16 protein-coding genes are annotated in these 17,378 nt (G+C 68.6%); 5 read left to right on the plus strand and 11 right to left on the minus strand.

The features are described from left to right. Window positions 1-12 precede the first annotated feature (12 nt). Entirely contained in the window at window positions 13-384 is a 372-nt protein-coding gene (locus tag HUW46_RS16215) for a VOC family protein (RefSeq protein WP_215548063.1), read from the plus strand. On the opposite strand, the gene HUW46_RS16220 is transcribed toward HUW46_RS16215, so the two are convergent. Beyond that, window positions 365-1,582 carry a pentapeptide repeat-containing protein gene (locus HUW46_RS16220; protein ID WP_215548064.1) on the minus strand — a complete coding sequence of 406 codons (1,218 nt, stop codon included), beginning with the start codon at window positions 1,580-1,582 and terminating at the stop codon, window positions 365-367. The genes HUW46_RS16215 and HUW46_RS16220 overlap by 20 nt on opposite strands. Before the next feature lie 95 nt (window positions 1,583-1,677). Here HUW46_RS16220 and HUW46_RS16225 point away from each other — a divergent pair, with 95 nt between their 5' ends. Continuing rightward, window positions 1,678-2,520: a helix-turn-helix domain-containing protein gene (locus tag HUW46_RS16225; RefSeq protein ID WP_215548065.1), complete on the plus strand. Its 843-nt coding sequence runs from the start codon at window positions 1,678-1,680 to the stop codon at window positions 2,518-2,520. A gap of 1 nt (window position 2,521) precedes the next feature. Further along, window positions 2,522-2,713 carry a DUF397 domain-containing protein gene (locus HUW46_RS16230; protein WP_215548066.1) on the plus strand — a complete coding sequence of 64 codons (192 nt, stop codon included), beginning with the start codon at window positions 2,522-2,524 and terminating at the stop codon, window positions 2,711-2,713. A gap of 16 nt (window positions 2,714-2,729) precedes the next feature. Here HUW46_RS16230 and HUW46_RS16235 read toward each other — a convergent pair whose 3' ends face one another. From HUW46_RS16235 to HUW46_RS16280, 10 genes are all read right to left on the minus strand, one after another. Further along, window positions 2,730-3,860, minus strand: a complete 1,131-nt coding sequence (locus HUW46_RS16235) for an HNH endonuclease signature motif containing protein (protein WP_254126222.1) — start codon at window positions 3,858-3,860, stop codon at window positions 2,730-2,732. Window positions 3,861-4,190: 330 nt separating this feature from the next. Further along, window positions 4,191-6,047: a DUF4082 domain-containing protein gene (locus tag HUW46_RS16240; RefSeq protein WP_215548067.1), complete on the minus strand. Its 1,857-nt coding sequence runs from the start codon at window positions 6,045-6,047 to the stop codon at window positions 4,191-4,193. A 33-nt stretch (window positions 6,048-6,080) separates the two neighbouring features. Then, complete coding sequence (locus tag HUW46_RS16245; protein WP_215548068.1) at window positions 6,081-7,388, minus strand: O-antigen ligase family protein; 1,308 nt, start codon at window positions 7,386-7,388, stop codon at window positions 6,081-6,083. Then, on the minus strand, window positions 7,385-8,167 hold the full coding sequence (locus HUW46_RS16250; protein WP_215548069.1) for a hypothetical protein: 783 nt from the start codon (window positions 8,165-8,167) through the stop codon (window positions 7,385-7,387). The genes HUW46_RS16245 and HUW46_RS16250 overlap by 4 nt, the downstream gene beginning before the upstream one ends. Before the next feature lie 73 nt (window positions 8,168-8,240). After that, window positions 8,241-8,975, minus strand: a complete 735-nt coding sequence (locus tag HUW46_RS16255; RefSeq protein ID WP_215548070.1) for a class I SAM-dependent methyltransferase — start codon at window positions 8,973-8,975, stop codon at window positions 8,241-8,243. Further along, window positions 8,972-10,189, minus strand: coding sequence for a rhamnosyltransferase WsaF family glycosyltransferase (locus HUW46_RS16260; RefSeq protein ID WP_215548071.1), 1,218 nt, complete (start codon window positions 10,187-10,189; stop codon window positions 8,972-8,974). Before HUW46_RS16260 ends, HUW46_RS16255 begins: the two co-directional genes overlap by 4 nt. Before the next feature lie 9 nt (window positions 10,190-10,198). Beyond that, window positions 10,199-11,629 carry a lipopolysaccharide biosynthesis protein gene (locus HUW46_RS16265; protein ID WP_215548072.1) on the minus strand — a complete coding sequence of 477 codons (1,431 nt, stop codon included), beginning with the start codon at window positions 11,627-11,629 and terminating at the stop codon, window positions 10,199-10,201. Then, a complete protein-coding gene (locus HUW46_RS16270) occupies window positions 11,626-12,693 on the minus strand; it encodes a glycosyltransferase family 2 protein (RefSeq protein WP_254126224.1) in 1,068 nt (355 codons plus the stop codon). Before HUW46_RS16270 ends, HUW46_RS16265 begins: the two co-directional genes overlap by 4 nt. 4 nt (window positions 12,694-12,697) lie before the next feature. Beyond that, complete coding sequence (locus tag HUW46_RS16275; protein WP_215548073.1) at window positions 12,698-13,585, minus strand: DUF6492 family protein; 888 nt, start codon at window positions 13,583-13,585, stop codon at window positions 12,698-12,700. Further along, window positions 13,582-14,499, minus strand: a complete 918-nt coding sequence (locus HUW46_RS16280) for a glycosyltransferase family 2 protein (RefSeq protein WP_215548074.1) — start codon at window positions 14,497-14,499, stop codon at window positions 13,582-13,584. The genes HUW46_RS16275 and HUW46_RS16280 overlap by 4 nt, the downstream gene beginning before the upstream one ends. A 637-nt stretch (window positions 14,500-15,136) precedes the next feature. Between HUW46_RS16280 and HUW46_RS16285 the strand changes: the two genes are divergently transcribed. Next, a complete protein-coding gene (locus HUW46_RS16285; protein ID WP_442860977.1) occupies window positions 15,137-16,396 on the plus strand; it encodes an MFS transporter in 1,260 nt (419 codons plus the stop codon). Next, the gene (locus HUW46_RS16290) at window positions 16,393-17,370 is read left to right on the plus strand and encodes a TolB family protein (protein WP_215548076.1); all 978 of its coding nucleotides are present in this window, start codon (window positions 16,393-16,395) and stop codon (window positions 17,368-17,370) included. Before HUW46_RS16285 ends, HUW46_RS16290 begins: the two co-directional genes overlap by 4 nt. The last annotated feature ends 8 nt before the right edge of the window (window positions 17,371-17,378 follow it).

A 17,378-nucleotide genomic window follows, 5' to 3' on the forward strand; every position in this document is an offset into this window, starting at 1 on the left:
ACAATCGTGGGTATGGTCGTACGAATCGGATCGATCGTGTTGGGCGTGTCGGATGTGCGGCGCGCGATGGAGTTCTGGTGCCGTGCGCTGGGGTACATCCCGCGCGAGGCGCCGGACGACACCTGGGTGGTGCTGACGCCCGCGTACGGGGACGGGCCGAATGTCTCGCTCGGACTGTCCACAACGGAGGTTCAGGCTCGTCCCCGCGTGCACCTCGACCTGTACGCCGATGACCAGTCCGCCGAGGTCGACCGCCTGATCGGGCTCGGCGCATCCCATGTGGACTGGCCGGACTACCCGCCGGACGCGGATTTCGTCGTGCTCGAAGACACCGAGGGAAATCGTTTCTGCGTGATCGCACCGGTCACTTCGGGTTCAGGGTGAGACGTCCCCATTCCCCACCGGATTCCCCGCGCGGCTTGGCCGTGCTCGGCACCACCGCCCAGCCCGTCGGCCAGCGGCGATCGTGTTCCTCGGCACCAAGGCGGACCCAGCAGCGCTGCGATAAATCGTCTATGCAATTGAAGGGATGTTCGTCGGCGAATTCGACACCGCAAAAACGGACATTCGCCAGGAAGCGGGTGTCGAGGAACGCAGCCAGCTCACCGAACTTGGTCTCGTCGAACTCGACGTCACCGGTGAACCGCGCGAAGGCGAAAATGGCGGCGGCCCGGAAGTCAACCTTTCTGAACCCCACACGAGCGAACACCGCATGCTCGAAGGACGCGGCCTCCGCGAAGGAAGCCCGCCCGAAGTAGGAGTATCCGCCGAACGTGGCCTTGGCAAACCCAGCCGTCCCGTGGAACAGCGTCTTGTGGAAGCCGACCCCGTCCGCGAAATCGGCGCCGGTGAACTTCACCGGGCTGAAAAAGGTGGCGTCGTCGAAGTCCGTGGCTCCGGTGAAGCGCGCGTCGGTGAAATCAGCCGACCGGACGCGGCAGCCGGTGAACGAGAACCGGGTGAGCACGGCCCCGGTGAGGTCGAGGTCGATGTCCGGCCAGAACTCGTCGCCGTCGCGGAGGTGGTGCGCAAGAATGCGTTGCGCCGTCATCCGGACTTGCAACTCCTGTGCGGAAACCTCGCCTGCGGCTGACATCCGGAGGTAGGCGCAGATGACGTCCACGATGGTCTGCCGTTGACCGGGGTTGTCCTGCGCCAGCCGCCGAAGCGCATACAACCCGCCGAGGCGGACCGGCGCCTTGTCCGACCCGAGCTGGTCCACCGCGCGCCCGTACGATTCGGTGATCCGCCGCGACATCGCGTCACACTCGCTGGTCGCCGCCACCCGCTCCTGCAACGCGTGCGCCCGCTCCGCTGCCTGCTGATCCGCGTGCTTCTGGTTCAACGCGATCTCGGTGGTCCGCTGCCGCCGCGCCGCCAGCCACAACGCCGCCGCCCCACCCGTGCCGACCACAATGGTGCCCGCCGTCTTGATCGCATCGAGCTGCGCCGAATGCTCACCGCCCCCGAACACGACCAGCAGCACCACGGCGAGCCCGACACCCACGACGATGAGCACCACCGCCGCGCAGAAAATCGCGCGATTCGACAACTCCCGGTACGGCCGCTCATCCCCACTCATCATCGAATTCTATCGTGGCGCGGGTGGCGCGAATCTGTACCACTTTTCGCCCAGTGCCAACAGAAACGGTCGCACCCTGATGTCACACTGGGTCCATGACAGCGACACCCATCGCATCACCCCGCGCCCGCGCACTCGGCGCCGCGCTGCGGGCGGCCCGTGAGTCACGCGGCATCGGTCTGCGCGAACTCAGTCGGATCGAGTGCATCAGTCACGCGATGCTTTCCTTGTGGGAGAAGGGAACCCGGGTACCTAAGGTGAAGGAGGTCGCCGCCATCCTTGGCTGCCTCAGCATCGTCGGGGCTGAGCGGGACCGGATCCTGGAGTTGGCCGAGCACGCCCACGAACCCGACTGGCTGGAGAAGGTCATGCCCAACGCGCCACTGAGTCTCACTTCGTACATCGAGTGCGAGCGGACGGCGACAGGAATAGCCACCTGGCATCCCTTGCTGATCCCTGGCCTGTTGCAGTCTGGCGACTATGCGCGTGCCGTCATAGCAGCGAAGCGGCGCAGCCGCGAGGAAGTTGACAAACGCCTGCTGGTTCGCATGGCCCGCAAGGAAGTCCTCGGATCGCTGACCAGCTATCGCGCCACAATTGGCGAGGCCGCGCTCAGGGCGAGCATAGGTGGGCCAACAGTCATGATCGACCAGCTCGATCACCTGCTGACTGTCGCCGAGCGGGCAAACGTAAGCCTCCGAGTGATGCCGCTCGGCATGGACTATCACCAAGGACTCTGCGGCCCCTTCAGCATTCTCGACTTCGCGAACCTGCGGCCGATCGTGTTCAGCGAGAACCTTGGCAGCAACGTGTACCTGTACGATGAAGAGCAGGTGGCCGAGTACCGCAAGGCCGCCAAGGACATCACCAACCTCGCGCTGAGCGAGCAGGACTCCTGCTCGCTCATCCGGGATGTGATCGCCGACCTGGAGGTATGACATGCCCGCTACCTGGCGAAAATCCACCTATAGCGACAAGGATGACTGTGTCGAGGTGGCGCTGGCGCCAGCGGTGGTACAGGTCCGCGACACCAAAGCGCGGTCCGCGGGCACCCTCCAAACTTCCACCCGATCGTGGGAAGCTCTCACTCAGCGTCTCGGATCCCCGGCCGAGTCGACCGAAATCCACTAGGCCATTCGGGCCCCGGTTAGATGAACCCGGTCTGGTCGTCGTCGGTGTAGGTGCGGCCGTCGGGCGCGATGACCGTGGTGTTGCCGTTCGCGTCGGTGTGGAATTCCCACCCGGGTTCGTCGCGGAGCCCGTGATGAACCCGGCAGAAGGGCCGGATGTTGACCTTGTCGGTGCCGCCGCCCTCACTCCACGGCTGCGCGTGATCAAGGTCGGAATACTGGGCAGGCCGGAAGCACCCTGGCATGCAACAGGTTCGGTGCCGGACTTGGACGTACTTGCGCATCTTTTTCGACGGCCGGTAGCTCTTACGCCCCATGTCGACCGGCAACCCGGTCATGGGTTCGGACACGATCCGGTTCCACACCGAGTTGGTGTCGAAGGCGATCTCGCGGGCCATCTCCGGTGAGATCTCCCCGCACCCGGCGAGTTCGCCCGGGTTGTTGCGCATGCCCATCAGAGTCGGCAGGTCGACGTAGACGAAGATCTGCGCCTCCGGCTTACCACCACACTCCCCACCCAGGCACCGTTCCACCAAAGCATCGACTCGGAGCTGGTCCATGGTGCGCTTGTCACCTTGGCGCTTCTTCTCCAGCGCATCCCGATCGCAGGCGGCGTAGATCGCTTGGGCGCGGTCCGAGGGAAGTTCGGCAAACAGGGTCGAAGACCCGTGATCCCCATGCCGAATCTCCAACATCCGCGCCGCGGTCTTGGCCCGCCGCCGCGCCTCATACCCCTCCGGATCGACTCGCATCAACAGCGTGTTGACCATCCTCCGCAGCGAGGCCGAGTTCTTGTTCTCGAACTTCAGTCGCGCATCCACTTCCCGCGCCACCTCACGAGAAGCGCACGCGGTGGCCTCAAACACCTTCGACGCCATGCCCTCATCAATGACCCCGTTCTCTAGCGCCTGCAGGGTGCGGGGCAGGTATGAGGTCAACGCGTCAGCGAGCGCCGCCTTCCGCTCCGCCCCCGCCTGCGTGCAATTGCACGACAACGCCACCCACGCCAGCACCGATCTTCGCGACCACTCCTGTTTCATGGACGCGATTTGCCGCAGCAGCATCGCCTGCCCATACCGTAACCACCTCTTCCAATGCTCCGCAGAATTAGCAACAACCCGATCCGAAGAAATCTCCAAAACATCCACAAAACAATTCTACCAACCAACCCATCACCCGATCGAGTACAGAAATGATCACAACCTGCCACAACGCGCCCACGACGCAACAGAGCCCAAAAAGCGAACGGGACCGACAGTGCGTCGGGGGCCAACCCCAAGGCGACCAAAGGGTTTTCGTTCCGTTGGGCACTGACGCTGGTGACCAACGACGCGACCCGCACCGAGGAGCGTCAGTGCCCAACGGCGCGCCGCAGGCGTGCCTGAAACTCTCACCGTGCCCACCAAAAACGCGAGCGAACCCGAAAAAGCAGCCCCCATTTTCCACTCTACATGGAGGCACCGACAGAACCGAATGAATCAGGGAGAGATCCGATAGACGTGATAGCTGTACTCAGCCGGAAAATCATCGGATAAAGTGCCATCCACCACCGGAACCTCCCGATCCTCGAACAACACCGAAGCACGAGACCCCGCCATCCCCGCAGGTAGATTCAGAACCTGCTTCCCCGGAGACGTCCCCCGCCCGAGCATCGCGAAGACGTAGTACGAACCGTCATACGACTTGAGCATCGTGTCCATGCCGTGCGCGAACGAGTACTGGAACGACTGGGTGTTCAAGATCGGCGCGAGCTGGCGGATGCGGTCGTTCATCTTGGTGACCGACGGACGGACCGCCGCGCCGCACGGGTCGCGGAGCACGTGCTGGCTCACGCAGGGGCCGCCGAAGCTGTGGTTGAAGTAGATGATGCCGCGCGCCTCGTGGATGAGGGAGTTCATCACGGCGCCTTCGAGCTGGGGGCCGGTGATGGTGGGGCTCCCGGCGTCGGTGAACGGGTGCCCGGTTTCGACGAACCCGAAGATCGGCTGGAGCTTGCCGTCCTTCGCGTCGAGGGCGCGCATGCGGTCCATGGTCAGCCCGTAGTTCGCGGCGAGGCGGCAGTTCGGGTTCACCACGCCCAGCACCGGCCCCTCCGACGGCGAGGTGCACACGTTCGGATCGGTGTACCAGTAGACGTCGTTCGAGGTGGCCGTGGTGTAGCCGTTGACAAACTTCTCCGCCTCGGCCTCGGACTCCCAGAAAAGCACACCCTTGCCGAAGTTCGCGTACCGCAACCGCGCGTCCGGCTCCTTCACCTGGTCGCTCAAGGTCTTCAGCACGGTGTACCCGCAGCCGCGGACGACGCACACCTCGCCCTTGCCGGGGTAGTTGCCGGTCCACGCGTTGGTGCCCGGCCCTGCCCACATGTCGACCTCGTCGGCGAGCAGCGCGCCGACGCGTTCCGAACCGGAGCCGGGCAGGTCGGCCGCGATCGAAGCCATCCCGTTCGCGCGAACGAGCGCCGGGTCGCTGTTGTTCGTCAGCTCGACGTAGGCGTTCAACCCGGCGGCCTTGTCCGTGTCGACGTCCTGCTGCCCCAGAACGGACTCGAACCACACCGCCGTCGGGAAGAACACGGGATCGTTCCACGCCTTGGCGCCAGGATACGAAGCGTAGTAGGCGGGTCCGCCCTCCCACGGCACGCGCGGCAGATCGAAACCAGGAGAGTCCGAAGTGGACACCGAAGGCACCGGCGAAACGGGTGCCGGGCGCGCGTTCGGATCGGCCTGGAAGAGCACGTCGACGAAATAGTTCGCATCGCGGTAGCTCTGGGTCGGAAACTTACTGCTCCGGCCGTAGGCGAACACGCCATTCGCTTGCGGCCCGGATTTCGGCGCGGTCAGGTTGCCGCTGAACTGCGAATACCCGCGGAAATATCCTTGATCGCCGGAATAACCGCCGCGCGGCGCGTGGTAGGAGGCCACGTACGAAGTGTTCGCGGCAATCGCGACCGGATGCGCGAAAAGGGCCTGCTGCCAGCCGGAAGCGGTCTCGCCGGTGAACGCCACGGCCGCCAGGCGCACCCCGTCCGCCGACCACAGGCTGCCGGTGTGCTCCCCGGTGTTCGACGGCCCCTTGTAGAACCGGACACCCGTGACATAGCCGGGAACGGCCGAGGTGAAGCGCACTCCGAGTTCGACGCTGCCGCGGTCAGGATCGCTCGGGACGCTCGGCGAAGCGTTCGGCCACAACGATTCGGTGATCGTGGCCGAGGTGGGGGTGGCCGCGGAAATCGCCAGTGTGGCGCCCGCGAGCGCCAGCACGGTCGGGACCGCGACGAGAAAACTTCGCGTTCGCACGCAATTTCCCCCTTGCCGCACAAGGTAATGACCCAAGCGTACGTCCAGAATCTCCTGAAAGATACCGCGTTAAGCCGTTCGGACGCCCGTTTTCCGTTCCGCGCGAACAATTCTGTTCAAGGCACCGCAGGCGCCGATGAGGACGAACACGAGCCCCGTCGCGACGCCGAAGCTGAACAGGTCGAAGGTCGCCGCGCCCGCCACGCCCACCGCCACGCCCGCGATCAGGCTCGCGCTCAGGCTCTTCGTCACCAGGTCCTGCGCGCTCGCCCGTACCTTCACCGCGGCGGCGATCGCCAGCACGAACACCGCGAGCATGCCGAGCAACCCGATCCAGCCGTTTTCGATGAGCGTCAACAGGTACTGGTTGTCCAGGAGCTGGTACTTGTCGGGCAGGTAGGTACCGAACCCGCGACCCGTCCACGGGTGCAAGGCGACCTGCTGCCACGCCTCGGTGTAGTCGTCGGTGCGAGAGGTGATGCTCGGGTCCTCGTCGATGTTCGCGAACAGCCCGTAGAGCGTGCCGATCAGGCCGGGCACCATCAAGGAAGCGACGCCGATGGCGCCGACGCCGCAGCCCAGCACCACGATCTTGCGGCGCCCCGGCAACGCCAGCACCAGCACCAGGCCGACGATCAGCAACCCGAGGATCGCCGTGCGGGAAACCGAAACCAGGGCACCGCCGCCGATCAGCGCCGTGCAGAACCACCACCGGGCCGCCGAAACCCCGCTGCCCTTCGCGCTGAACGCGTAGTGGCCCGCGAGCGGGGTCACCGCGGCGCAGATCAGGCCGTATTCGATGGGGTGGTTCGTGGTGCCCGCCGGGCGGCGGAACGCGGCGCGCTCCTGGATCGCGTCGTACGCGTTCTGCGCGCGCAGGCCCGGCACGTTCAGGTACTGCGTGAGGTCGAACCCGAACGCGAACTGCAGGATCCCGACGGCGGCCATCGCGGCGACCGCGCCCACCACGACCTTGAGCAGCCGGTCGAGCCGGTCGCGCGTGACCACGGCGTCGCACACGAACAACGCGACCGCGATCGTGCCGAGGATCCGGATCATGCCGCTGTCGGTCAGGTTCTCCTCGTCCGGCGGCAGGTACCGCCTGGTCGCGATGCCGTAGGTGACGAAATGCGTGGCGAGCATCAGGAACAGCCCGGTGCGGACCATCGAGCGGCCCTTGGCCATCCGCAGCGTGCTCACCAGGTGCGCGCAGCCCCACACCACGCCGAGGCCGAACGCGAGCACCGTGATCGGCGCCATCGTCATCGGGATGCGCGAGATGACGAACTTCGCCGGGATCAACATCAGCACCAGCACGTACAGGCAGACGAGGGTGGCGCCGTCCGCGGACACCCTCGCGCGGACCGGGGTGCTCATTCCCGCGCTTCGGCGGAAACCTCGGCGGGCTGCCGGTTGTTGACCGGGCGCATCGCGGGCCGAGTCAGCTCCGGATCCCGCGGCGCGGCCGCTCCGGGGGATTTCGGCCGCCGCCTGCGCACCGCGTTCGCGATGCTGTCGTAAGCGAAGGTGACAGCCAGCGCCAAGATCACCGTGAGCACGAAAGCGGCACCGGCGAACCGGAGCTTGCCGCCGATCTGCGCCTCCGGGACGGTCGGCTTCACCAGCACCTGCACCTGGATGAACGTGCCCTCCGGCGCCTTCAGCTCGCGCTGGCGGGTGTCGAGTTCCTGCCGCGCGCGGTCGAGCGCACCGCCCACGAGCTGGCGGCTGCGCGCGTCCGAATCGCTTTGCGCGGTGACGAACACGAACGGCCCGTTCGTGGTGCCGTTGCTCGCGGTGTAGGTGTCGCTCGACCCCGTCGCGATGCCGAGGGCCTCCTTGGTCGCCGGGTCGTTGAGCACCTGCGCGGCGATCTGCGCGGAGGTGACCAGGCTGCCGTCGAAGGCGAGCAGCGGGTTGATCTGCACGGCCTGGTCCGGGCTGGACCGCTCGGCGACCTTCCCGCCGGCGGACGGCGCGGTGAGCACCACGACCCCGGTCGAGCTGTACCGGGTGGGGATGCTGACGTAGGTGAGCGCGGTCAGCGCGAGCGCGACCACGATCGCGGGAAGCACCACGTACCAGCGCTTCCGCAGCAGGCGTACGGCGCCCCAGAAGTCCATGGCTCCCGCCCTCGATCCCGCGCGCGATTTCACGTGCTCGTCCTTGAGGGAATCGTGCCGCGGAAAAACTTGTTACGTTCGCACGAAGAATTCACGGTTTTCAAGATCACGGGGCCACCCCGGTGGCGAGCAGGTTGTCGCGAAACCTCGGCACCCGCAGCAGCGGTTTGCCGATCCTCGACAGCACCCGGTCCGCCCTGCGGTTCGGCGAGTGCGCGAATTCGTGCAGCTCCACCGAGATATCGGCGAACCCGGCGCGTTCGAGCTGCCAGCGCAGGTGCTCGGCCGAGTACTCCAGCACGTGGCCGCTGCCCTCGTCGGACGGTTCGTCGAAGTGGTCGAAGATCGGCCTGCCGGTGGCGAGGTAGACGACGTTGCGCAGCCGGTACAGGTTCGGGGTGGAGCACACCAGCGTGCCACCGGGCCGCAGGACAGCGTTTAGCCTGCGAAACGCGACATGACCCGGCACGGGCAGGTGCTCGATGACTTCGGAGAGCAGCACCACGTCGTACTCCCGGCCGACCGGCGCCGCATCGCGCGCGAGGTTGAACCGGAACGTCTCGATGCCCTGCGCGGTGAGCGTGGCGAAGCAGGTGTCGTCGATGTCGGCGACCGTCACGTCGTCGTCCCACAACCGGGACGCGAGCGCCGCGAGCTGCCCGCCGCCGACTTCGAGCACGCGCGCGGGCGCGGGCGGCGCGAGTTCGCTGAACCGCCGCAGCACGGCTTCGTACCGCGTGCGGTAGCGCGGGTAGTAGCGGCTTTCCTCCTGCCAGCTCCCGCCGAGCACCACGTCCTCGAAGGCGCGCGCGAACGCGGTTTCGGAAAAGGTTCGGGTCATGCGCGGAGTTCCCTTCGCAGGAGCTTTTCCAGTTCGTGCCCCGCCGCGGACCACGGCCGGTCGGACACGCTCGCCGACGCGGCGGCCGCGACGGCGTCGAAATCGGGCCGCGCGACCACTTCGCCGAGCGCGTCCGCCAGCCCGTGCGGCGTCGGGTCCGCGTAGCGGACGTGCGGGTTGTCCAGCACGACCCGGTTGTGGATGGCTTCGTTGACCACCGGCACGCAGCCCGCGGCGAGCATTTCGTGCGGTACCAGCGAAACGTTCGTCATGGACAGGCTGAGCCCGGCGAAGCAGCGGTTGTACAGGTCCGCGAGCTTCGCCGGGGTGAGCAGGCCGTGGTCGACGAACCGGGGCCCGAGATCACCGACCTTCTCGCCGTAGAGGTGCACCCACAGGTCGGGATGCCGCTCGGAGAACAGTTCCAGCGCGAGCCTGCCCATCTCGAACGCCCGCCGCGACGCGTGCGGCCGCGCGTAGAAGATCACGCCGTCGCGCGGGGTTCCCGGCTTGAGCCGGTACAACTCCGCGTCGCAGCCGAAGTCGAACGAGTCCGCGGGCATACCGTGCTCCGCGGTCAGCTTCCCGGCGAGGAACCGGCCGGCGGTGAATCCGTGGAACCCCATCTTGTAGGTGTTCTCCGCCAGCGCGGACAGCCCGCCGACCGGGAAGAACCACGGCTCGTAGTCCTGCACGAGGTAGAACCGCTTGCCCGCACAGGGATCCGTGAACACCGGGTACGCCGTCATCCACGCCGTCGCGAACACGGCGTGCGCGTCGGCCATCCCGTCGCGGACGTCGCGGACCGGGCCCGAGAAACCGGGGAACGCCGAGCGCACCGTCGGTTCGTGATCGGCGGCGCGGCTGCCGTAGGTGTCGTACAGGTAGACGCGGCAGGTGTGCCCGGCGGCTTCGAGGTGTTCGATGAGCCGGAACATCGTGGTGTGCCCGCCGGACCCGTGGCTCGGCGGCGTGGTCACCCAGTTCACGGTGAGCCTGCCGTCCGCGGGGAGCACCGGGATCACTTCGGCGGGCGGCGACCCGAGATCGGCGGCGCGCACGTCGGCCATCCGCACCGGCGCGGGTTCGGCACCCGGCCCGAGCCGCTTGGCCGCGGCGAGCAGCAAGCGCGCGCCCGCGTGCCGCGCGCCTTCCTCGCCGAGGACACGGCGCAGCTGGTGACCGCGGCGCCGGATCGACTGGTATCCCCGCACAGTTTCCCCTTATCCCGCGGCGTTTCTGAGGACGCGCAGCGCTTCGTGTCGCATCGGCAGCACTACGACGGCGTACACGGCGATGGCGACGAGGCCGCCGACGACGAGCCGCCACACGTCGGTGTCGAACAGCCATTGCGCGCCGAGGCCCGCGAGCGCCATCAGCGCCCCGCCCGCAGCCGGGCGCGCGAGGGCCGAAGCGAGCGCGCGGACGCGGATCCCGAAGGGCCGCAACGCGATCAGGTACGCGGGCGAGACGAGCAGCAGCGCCACGACGATGTGCCCGGCGGCAACCCCTCGAATGCCGCCGAGGTGCCCGCCGAGGGCGAGCACCGGCACCAGCGAACCGAACCACAGCAAGTGGATCCACAGGATCACGCGCGCTTTCCCCGCGCTGGCAAGGAAATCGTAGGCGAGTTCGAGTGCGACGCGCAGCGCGCCGAGCACCACGAGCAACGCGAGCGGACCGGCGGCCGCCGACCACCGTTCCCCGTAGGCGAACCGCACGAGCGGCCCGCCGAACGTCGCGAGCAGCACGCACGCGGGGATCGTGAACAGCGCCAGCAGCCCGAGCGCGCGCGTGAAACTGCGTTGGAACCTCTCGGAGTCGTCACGGACCTTGGAGAACGCGGCGAGCGAAACACTGCGCACCGGCTGGGAAATCGCGCCGACCGGCCAGCTCGACAGGTTGAACGCGAGCAGGTAGAAGGCCAGCTCGACCGGGCCGAGCAGCTTGCCGACCACGACGTAGTCGATGTTGAGCACGCCGAACACGAGCAGGCTCGACCCGGCGAGCGGGAGCCCGAACGCCAGCAGGCTCTTCGCCTGCTTCCGGTCGAAACCCGGCCGGTACCTTTCTTTCGTCAGCACGAACATCACCAGCGCGGCGGCGCCGTTGGTGACGATCCGCGACCACGCGAGGCTCCACGCGCCGAACCCGGTGAGCGCGAGCACCACCGCGACCGCGGTGCCCGCGACGAACCCGGCGAGATCGGCCATCGCCTTGTGGTCCTGCCGGAAGTCGCGCTGCAGCAACGCACCCGGCACCGCGGACGCGCCGGAGATCACCAGCGCGACCGACATGAGCTGGATGACACCGGCGGCGCCGGGCGCGTTCAGCTCGGCGGAGAACCACGGCGCGCCGAGCACGCACAGCAGCGCCAGCCCGGTGCCGGAGGCGAAGGACAGCGTGGTCACCGTCGGCGCGATTTCCTTGACGTCGCCCGGTGTCCTGATCAACGCGACGCTCACGCCCATCTCGCTCACGCTGAGCACGATGTTGAGCACCACCAGCGCGACCGCGAACAGGCCGAACTGGTCCGGCGCGATGAGCCTTGCGAGGAGGATGCTGACCCCGACCTGGCACACCCGGCCGACCACGCTGTTGATCGCGCTCCAGCGGATCGCCGAACCGAGGCTCTTCTCCTTCGTCTCGGTCATACGCCGCGCAGCTTCCAGCTCTGCCACCACAGCCAGTTCTTCGCCTTCTTCGCGACCTGCGAACCGGCGAAGAGCTGGGTGCGGCTGCACACCGCTGCCCCGAGCGCGCGGCGCCTGCGCAGGGCCGCGTACTCGGGCAGCGATTTCGCCGGTCCGAAGACGTCGAGGGCGAAGCCGACGAGTTCGGCGGTGGGCAGTTCGTCGACCCGGTCGCGGTCGTAGGCGCGGACGGCGGCCCACAGCGCTTCCTTCGCCAGCGCGCGGTGCGCCCGCGCGCGCATCAGCGGAGCGCTGTGCAGCACCGGATGCTCGGCGAAGAAATGGTCGAACACGGCGAGCCGTTGTTCGAGATCGGTCAGCACGGCGGAGAACTGGGTGCGCAGCATGCTGTTCTCGTGCACCCGGTAGTACGCGGCGGGACGGCCTCGCACGTACGCGATGTCGGACACCGCGGCGAACCGAAGCCACATCTCGAGGTCACCGGCGTGCGGCAGCTCCGGGCGGTAGCCGCCGATCCGCTGCTGCACCGAGGTCCGCACGACGACCTCGGGTGAGGAAATCACGTTGTGGCCGGAGCGGCAGCGGCCGTCGATCCACTCGGTGCCGTGCCAGCGCGTCACCCCGAGCGGCAGCGAAAGCGTTTTCGGCAACGCTTCGTGGTCGGTGTAGTAGACGCCGCGGCCGTAGACCATGCCGACGCTCGGATCGCGGCCGAACACCGCGGCCGCGCGGGCGAGCGCGCCGGGCGCGAGCAGGTCGTCGGCGGAGAGCAGCACCGTGTAGTCCGCCGCCGCCCAGTCGAGCAGGCCCTCGTTGTAGGTCGCGAGATGGCCCTGGTTGACCGCGTGCCGCCGCGCTTCGACGCGCGGATCGCGCGCGAGCCTGGCGCTCACCGCGGGCGTGTCGTCGGGCGAATGGTCGTCGATGATCAGCACCCGCACGTCCACACCTCGTTGTGTGAGCACGCTTTCGACGCAGTGCGGCAGGAAGTGCGCGTAGTTGTAGCACGGGACCACGACGTCGACCGTCGGCAGCGCGGCGCGTTTCGGCAGTTTCGTCAGCACGGCCTCAGTTGTTCCCTCGCTGTTCGCCCGCGGTGTTCCCGCAGGCTCGGGTGGCGGCGAGCCTGGCCTCGCGGGGAGTGCCGGACTTCGCGGAGATCATCAGCGCGAGCGAATCGGGATCGCGGCGGAGCGCGAACTCGCGCGCGCCCGGCTCGTCGAGCGGCGCGGTGTCCCAGTAGGTGTGGCAGAACATGGTGGGGGACGGGGAAAACCGCGGTGTCCCGCCGAGCACCTCGTCGACGAAGACGCCGTAGAGGATGAACTCGGAGATGTGCAGCTCCGCGGTGAACGCGTCGAACCAGTGCCTGCCGGTGACCTCGGTGATCCTCGCCTGCATGGCGCGGACGACCTCGGGCTCCCACACGTTGAACGGGCTCACGTAGTCGGGCAGCGGCGGGTGCGCGGTGCCCGGAACGCCGAGCAGCCGCCTGGCGACCTGGTGCCACCGCACGTGCCGCCGCATCCCGGCGTGCACCGCGCCCTCGTTCCGGTAGAGCCCCGGCGTGCCGTCGATCTGGAACACCTCGGGCGTGGTTTCGCGCACCAGCACCACGTCGGAATCGGCCAGCAGCACCGAATCCGCGTCGAACCGCGCCGCCGCCGCGATCTTCAGCGCCTGCTGGAGCACCCAGCCGCGCACCGGCGGCCACGGGCGGCGGAGATTGACCCACAGCGGCGGTTTCGGGATCGGGACGTACCGGCGCGGCAGCAGTTCCCCGTATGTCCACACGCGACACCGCGGGCCCGCGTGGCGCGCGAAGAGCGCGCGATCGGCGCCGGGCACGAGCACGTGGTGCACGGCATCGGTGTGGGTCAGCACGGATTCGTGGAGTTCACCGAACAGCTCGGCGTCGGGGGCGTAGCTCGGGGTGATCACGGCGAATCCGGTCATGCGCGACCTCCGGGAAGCTCGGGCCAGCTCTTCCGGTCGAGCACCGCGCGCAACGCCGCGCGATGCGCGGGATCGGCGGAGCGCAGCAGTTCGTGCAAGGCGACCGCGGCACGGAACCAGCGCGCGGCAGCGGAGCCGTGGTGCTTTTCGAAGTAGCGGACCCGGTTCACGGCCATCAGCGCGACGAGTTCGGCGTCGCCGCCCGAACCGCCGCCCTCGTGCGTCACGACCGCGTCGGGCGTGTAGACGACCCCGAACCCGGCATCGCGCACGCGCCGGAGGTAGTCGGTCTCCTCGGAGTACAGGAAGAACCGCGCGTCGTCCCAGTCCCCGACCACGCGACGGCAGTCCGCGGTGATCAACAGCGCCGCACCGCACGCCCACTCGACGTACGCGGCCTTCCGGTAGGCGGCGTCGGACCACACCAGCTCGCTCAACGCGCCCGCCCGCCGTCCCAGCAACGCGGTGGCGAAGGCGCGGACGACCGACGGCTCCCGGCGAAGGGACCGCGCCGTCGCGCCACCGGGTTCGACGATCTTCGGCACCACGACCCCCGCGTGCCGCTCGTTCGCGGCGGCCAGCAGCGCGCGGACCGCGCCGGGGCGCAGGGTCAGATCCGGGTTCAGCACGAGCACCGGAAGATCGGCGGGGACGCTGCGCCAGGCCAGGTTCAGCGCGCCCGCGTAGCCGAGGTTCGCGCCGGTGGACAGCACCTCCACGCCCGCGGCCTCGGCGAGCGCGGTGCTGTCGTCGGTGGAGCAGTTGTCCACCACGAGCACCCGCCGCACCTGTGCCGCTTCGAGATCGGACAGCAACCGCGGCAGGTGCCGGGCGCTCTGGTAGGAGACGACGACCACCGCGCATTCGGCCGTCCGGGTCCGCCGTACCGCCGGATCACGCGTCCGGGTGTTCACGCACCGGTCACCTCCTCGCCTTTTCTTTCCGGATGTCACCGGGTGTCACTCGGGCGGGCTAAGGAAAAGATCACCAGGAGCGAAAACCTGGTCACGCCGCTGAAAAGGAATCGGTCCCCGGCCGTTCCCGTTACAGCCACGCCGTTTTCGTTACCGCGCACCACTTCGTTGAAAACCAACGGCCGCTGACACTATTTCGTGCCCCGAAAGTCACCTTCGGGGCGGAGATACCTTCGGAATGCAGGTGTTCCGCGGCGGGGTGGCGGAGTCGCCCTGAAGGCCACCTTCACAGCACTGAGCGCCCGAAACCCGGCCCTCGCAACGGCACCTCCGCGCGCGAGGACCACGGCGGAACGCCGTCAAGGCCACCTTCACGGCACTGAGCGCCGTGTTCAGAGCGCCGTCGAGGTGGCCTTCACGGCATCCGGCCATCCCGCGGGCAACTCGGGTCCGGGCCCCGAGAACCGGGGCGAGGGGGCGATTCGCGGCGCTCAAGTCCCCGAAGGTGGCCTTCGGGGCATGCGAAGCGCGCGCACCACTTCGTGAGAAGGAAACGTTCATAACGATGCGGGCATCCGCTGAAACGGGCCGCCCGCCGCGCGCGATCTGTGCGGTGACGAAACAGAGGGAGGTCCGGGTGTACCTGACGTCGCGTGCCGCCCCCGAACGGAGCACACCCGGCGGTCGGCGCACCCGGGGCACCGGCAAGATCGGCGGCACCGGCAGGATCCCGGCCACCGTTTTCGCGCTCGGCTCGGTCAGCCTGCTCACCGACATCTCGGCCGAGATGATCACCGCGTTCCTGCCGGTCTACCTGCTGTACACGCTCCAGCTCGGGTATGTCCAATTCGGACTCCTCGACGGCCTGTACAACGGCGCGACCGCGGTGCTCCGGCTCGTCGGCGGCTACGTCTCGGACAAGCTGAACCGCCCGAAGCTGATCGCGCTGATCGGGTACGGCGCCTCGGCGGCGACCAAGCTCGCGTTCCCGCTCGCCGGCGCGTCCGGCGCGGGCATCGGCGGGGTGCTCGCCGCCGACCGCGCGGGCAAGGGCCTGCGGACCGCGCCCCGCGACGCGCTGATCTCCCTGGCCACCCCGCCGTCGCGGCTGGGCCGCGCGTTCGGCGTGCACCGGTCGATGGACACCGTCGGCGCGCTGATCGGCCCGCTCGTCACGTTCTGGATCATGCGCGATCTCGGCACCGGCTCCACCCCGGTGTTCGTGGTCAGCTTCTGCTTCGCGCTGCTCGGCCTGATCGTGCTCGCCACCTTCGTCCGCGAGCGCGAACCGGCGGCACCGACGAAAACACCCGTTTCGCTGAAAGCCTGCGCCAGCCTGGTGAAGGACAAGGGGATCCGCCGGATGACCTACGCGGCGGGTTTACTCGGACTCGCCACGATCAGCGACGCGTTCGTCTTCGTGGTGGTCCAGAAGTCCACCGGCGTCGGGCTCGACGTGCTCCCGCTGCTGCCGCTCGGCACGGCGCTGGTGTTCCTGCTCGCCGCCGTCCCGCTGGGCAGGCTCGCCGACCGCTGGGGCCGGTGGCGCGTGTTCTTCGCCGGGCACGTCGCGCTGCTCGGCGTGTACGCGGTCCTGCTCGCCCCCGGCGGCGGCGTGCCGATGCTCGCCGTCGCACTCCTGCTTCACGGCCTGTTCTACGCCGCGACGGACGGCGTGCTGATGGCGTACGCGGGCCCGCTCGTCCCAGCGGAGCTGCGCGCCAGCGGGCTCGCCGTGGTGCAGACCGGGCAGGCGGTCGCGCGGCTGCTGTCTTCGGTGGTCTTCGGCCTGCTGCTGGCGTCGTTCGCGATGTCGACGGCGGTGACGATCGTGCTGGGCGCCTTCGTGGTCGCGCTCGCCGGGGCCGCGCTCCTGGTCCGGGAGTCGGCGCGATGAAAACCTGGCTGCTGTCGCATCGCGTCCTGCTCGGCGTGCTGGCGATGGTGCTCGTGGTCGTCGCAGGCGGCGGCTACGTCATTTCGGCCGCGGGCCACGACTCCGAGAACGGGCCCGCGGTGAAGGCGATCTCCGGCGACCTGCTCTACGTCGACCTCACCGGCGGCCTCGACCAGGTCCGCACGCTGCGGCTGGGTTCCCCCGGCGCGAAGCCCGCCGCCACCGCGCAGCGGTGCCAGCGCGTGTACGAAGCGGGCGGCACCACGGTGTGCCTGCGCCTCGCCGGGCCCGGCCCCAGCTACGAAGCCGCCGTACTCGACTCCTCCGGCGCCGAACTGCGCGCGGTCGGCCTCGCCGGGATCCCGAACCGCGCGCGGGTGTCCGCCTCGGGCAAGATCGTGTCCTGGACCTCGTTCGTGACCGGCGACTCCTATTCGGTGCCCGGCGGGTTCTCCACCCGCACCGGCGTCCTCGACCTCCGCACCGGCACCGTGACCGACACGCTGGAGGACTTCCGCACCACCGTCGAAGGCGTGGAAAACCGCGCCGCGGACCGGAACTTCTGGGGCGTCACCGTCGCCGCGGACGACCGGACCTTCTACGCCACCATGGCCTCGGCGAACCGCACCTGGCTCATGCGCGGCGATCTCGTCACCCGCACCATGACCGACGTCCGCCAGACCGCCGAGTGCCCGTCGCTGTCGCCGGACGGCACCCGCGTCGCCTACAAGAAACGGGTCCGCAGGCTCGGCCCGTGGGCGCTGGCCGTGCTCGATCTCCGCACCTCGGCCGAACGCGTCCTCCCCGGCACCGAAGGCATCGACGACCAGGCCGCCTGGCTCGACGACGGCACGCTCGCCTACGGGAAGGTCCGCCAGGGCGCCCCGTCCGCGGTCTACGCCGTGCCCGCCGACGGCTCCGCGCCACCGCGCGTGCTCGTCGAGAACGCCGCTTCCCCCGCACCTGTGCGGTAACACCCGCT

The sequence above is a fragment of the Amycolatopsis sp. CA-230715 genome (genome assembly GCF_018736145.1).
GTDB lineage: Bacteria > Actinomycetota > Actinomycetes > Mycobacteriales > Pseudonocardiaceae > Amycolatopsis.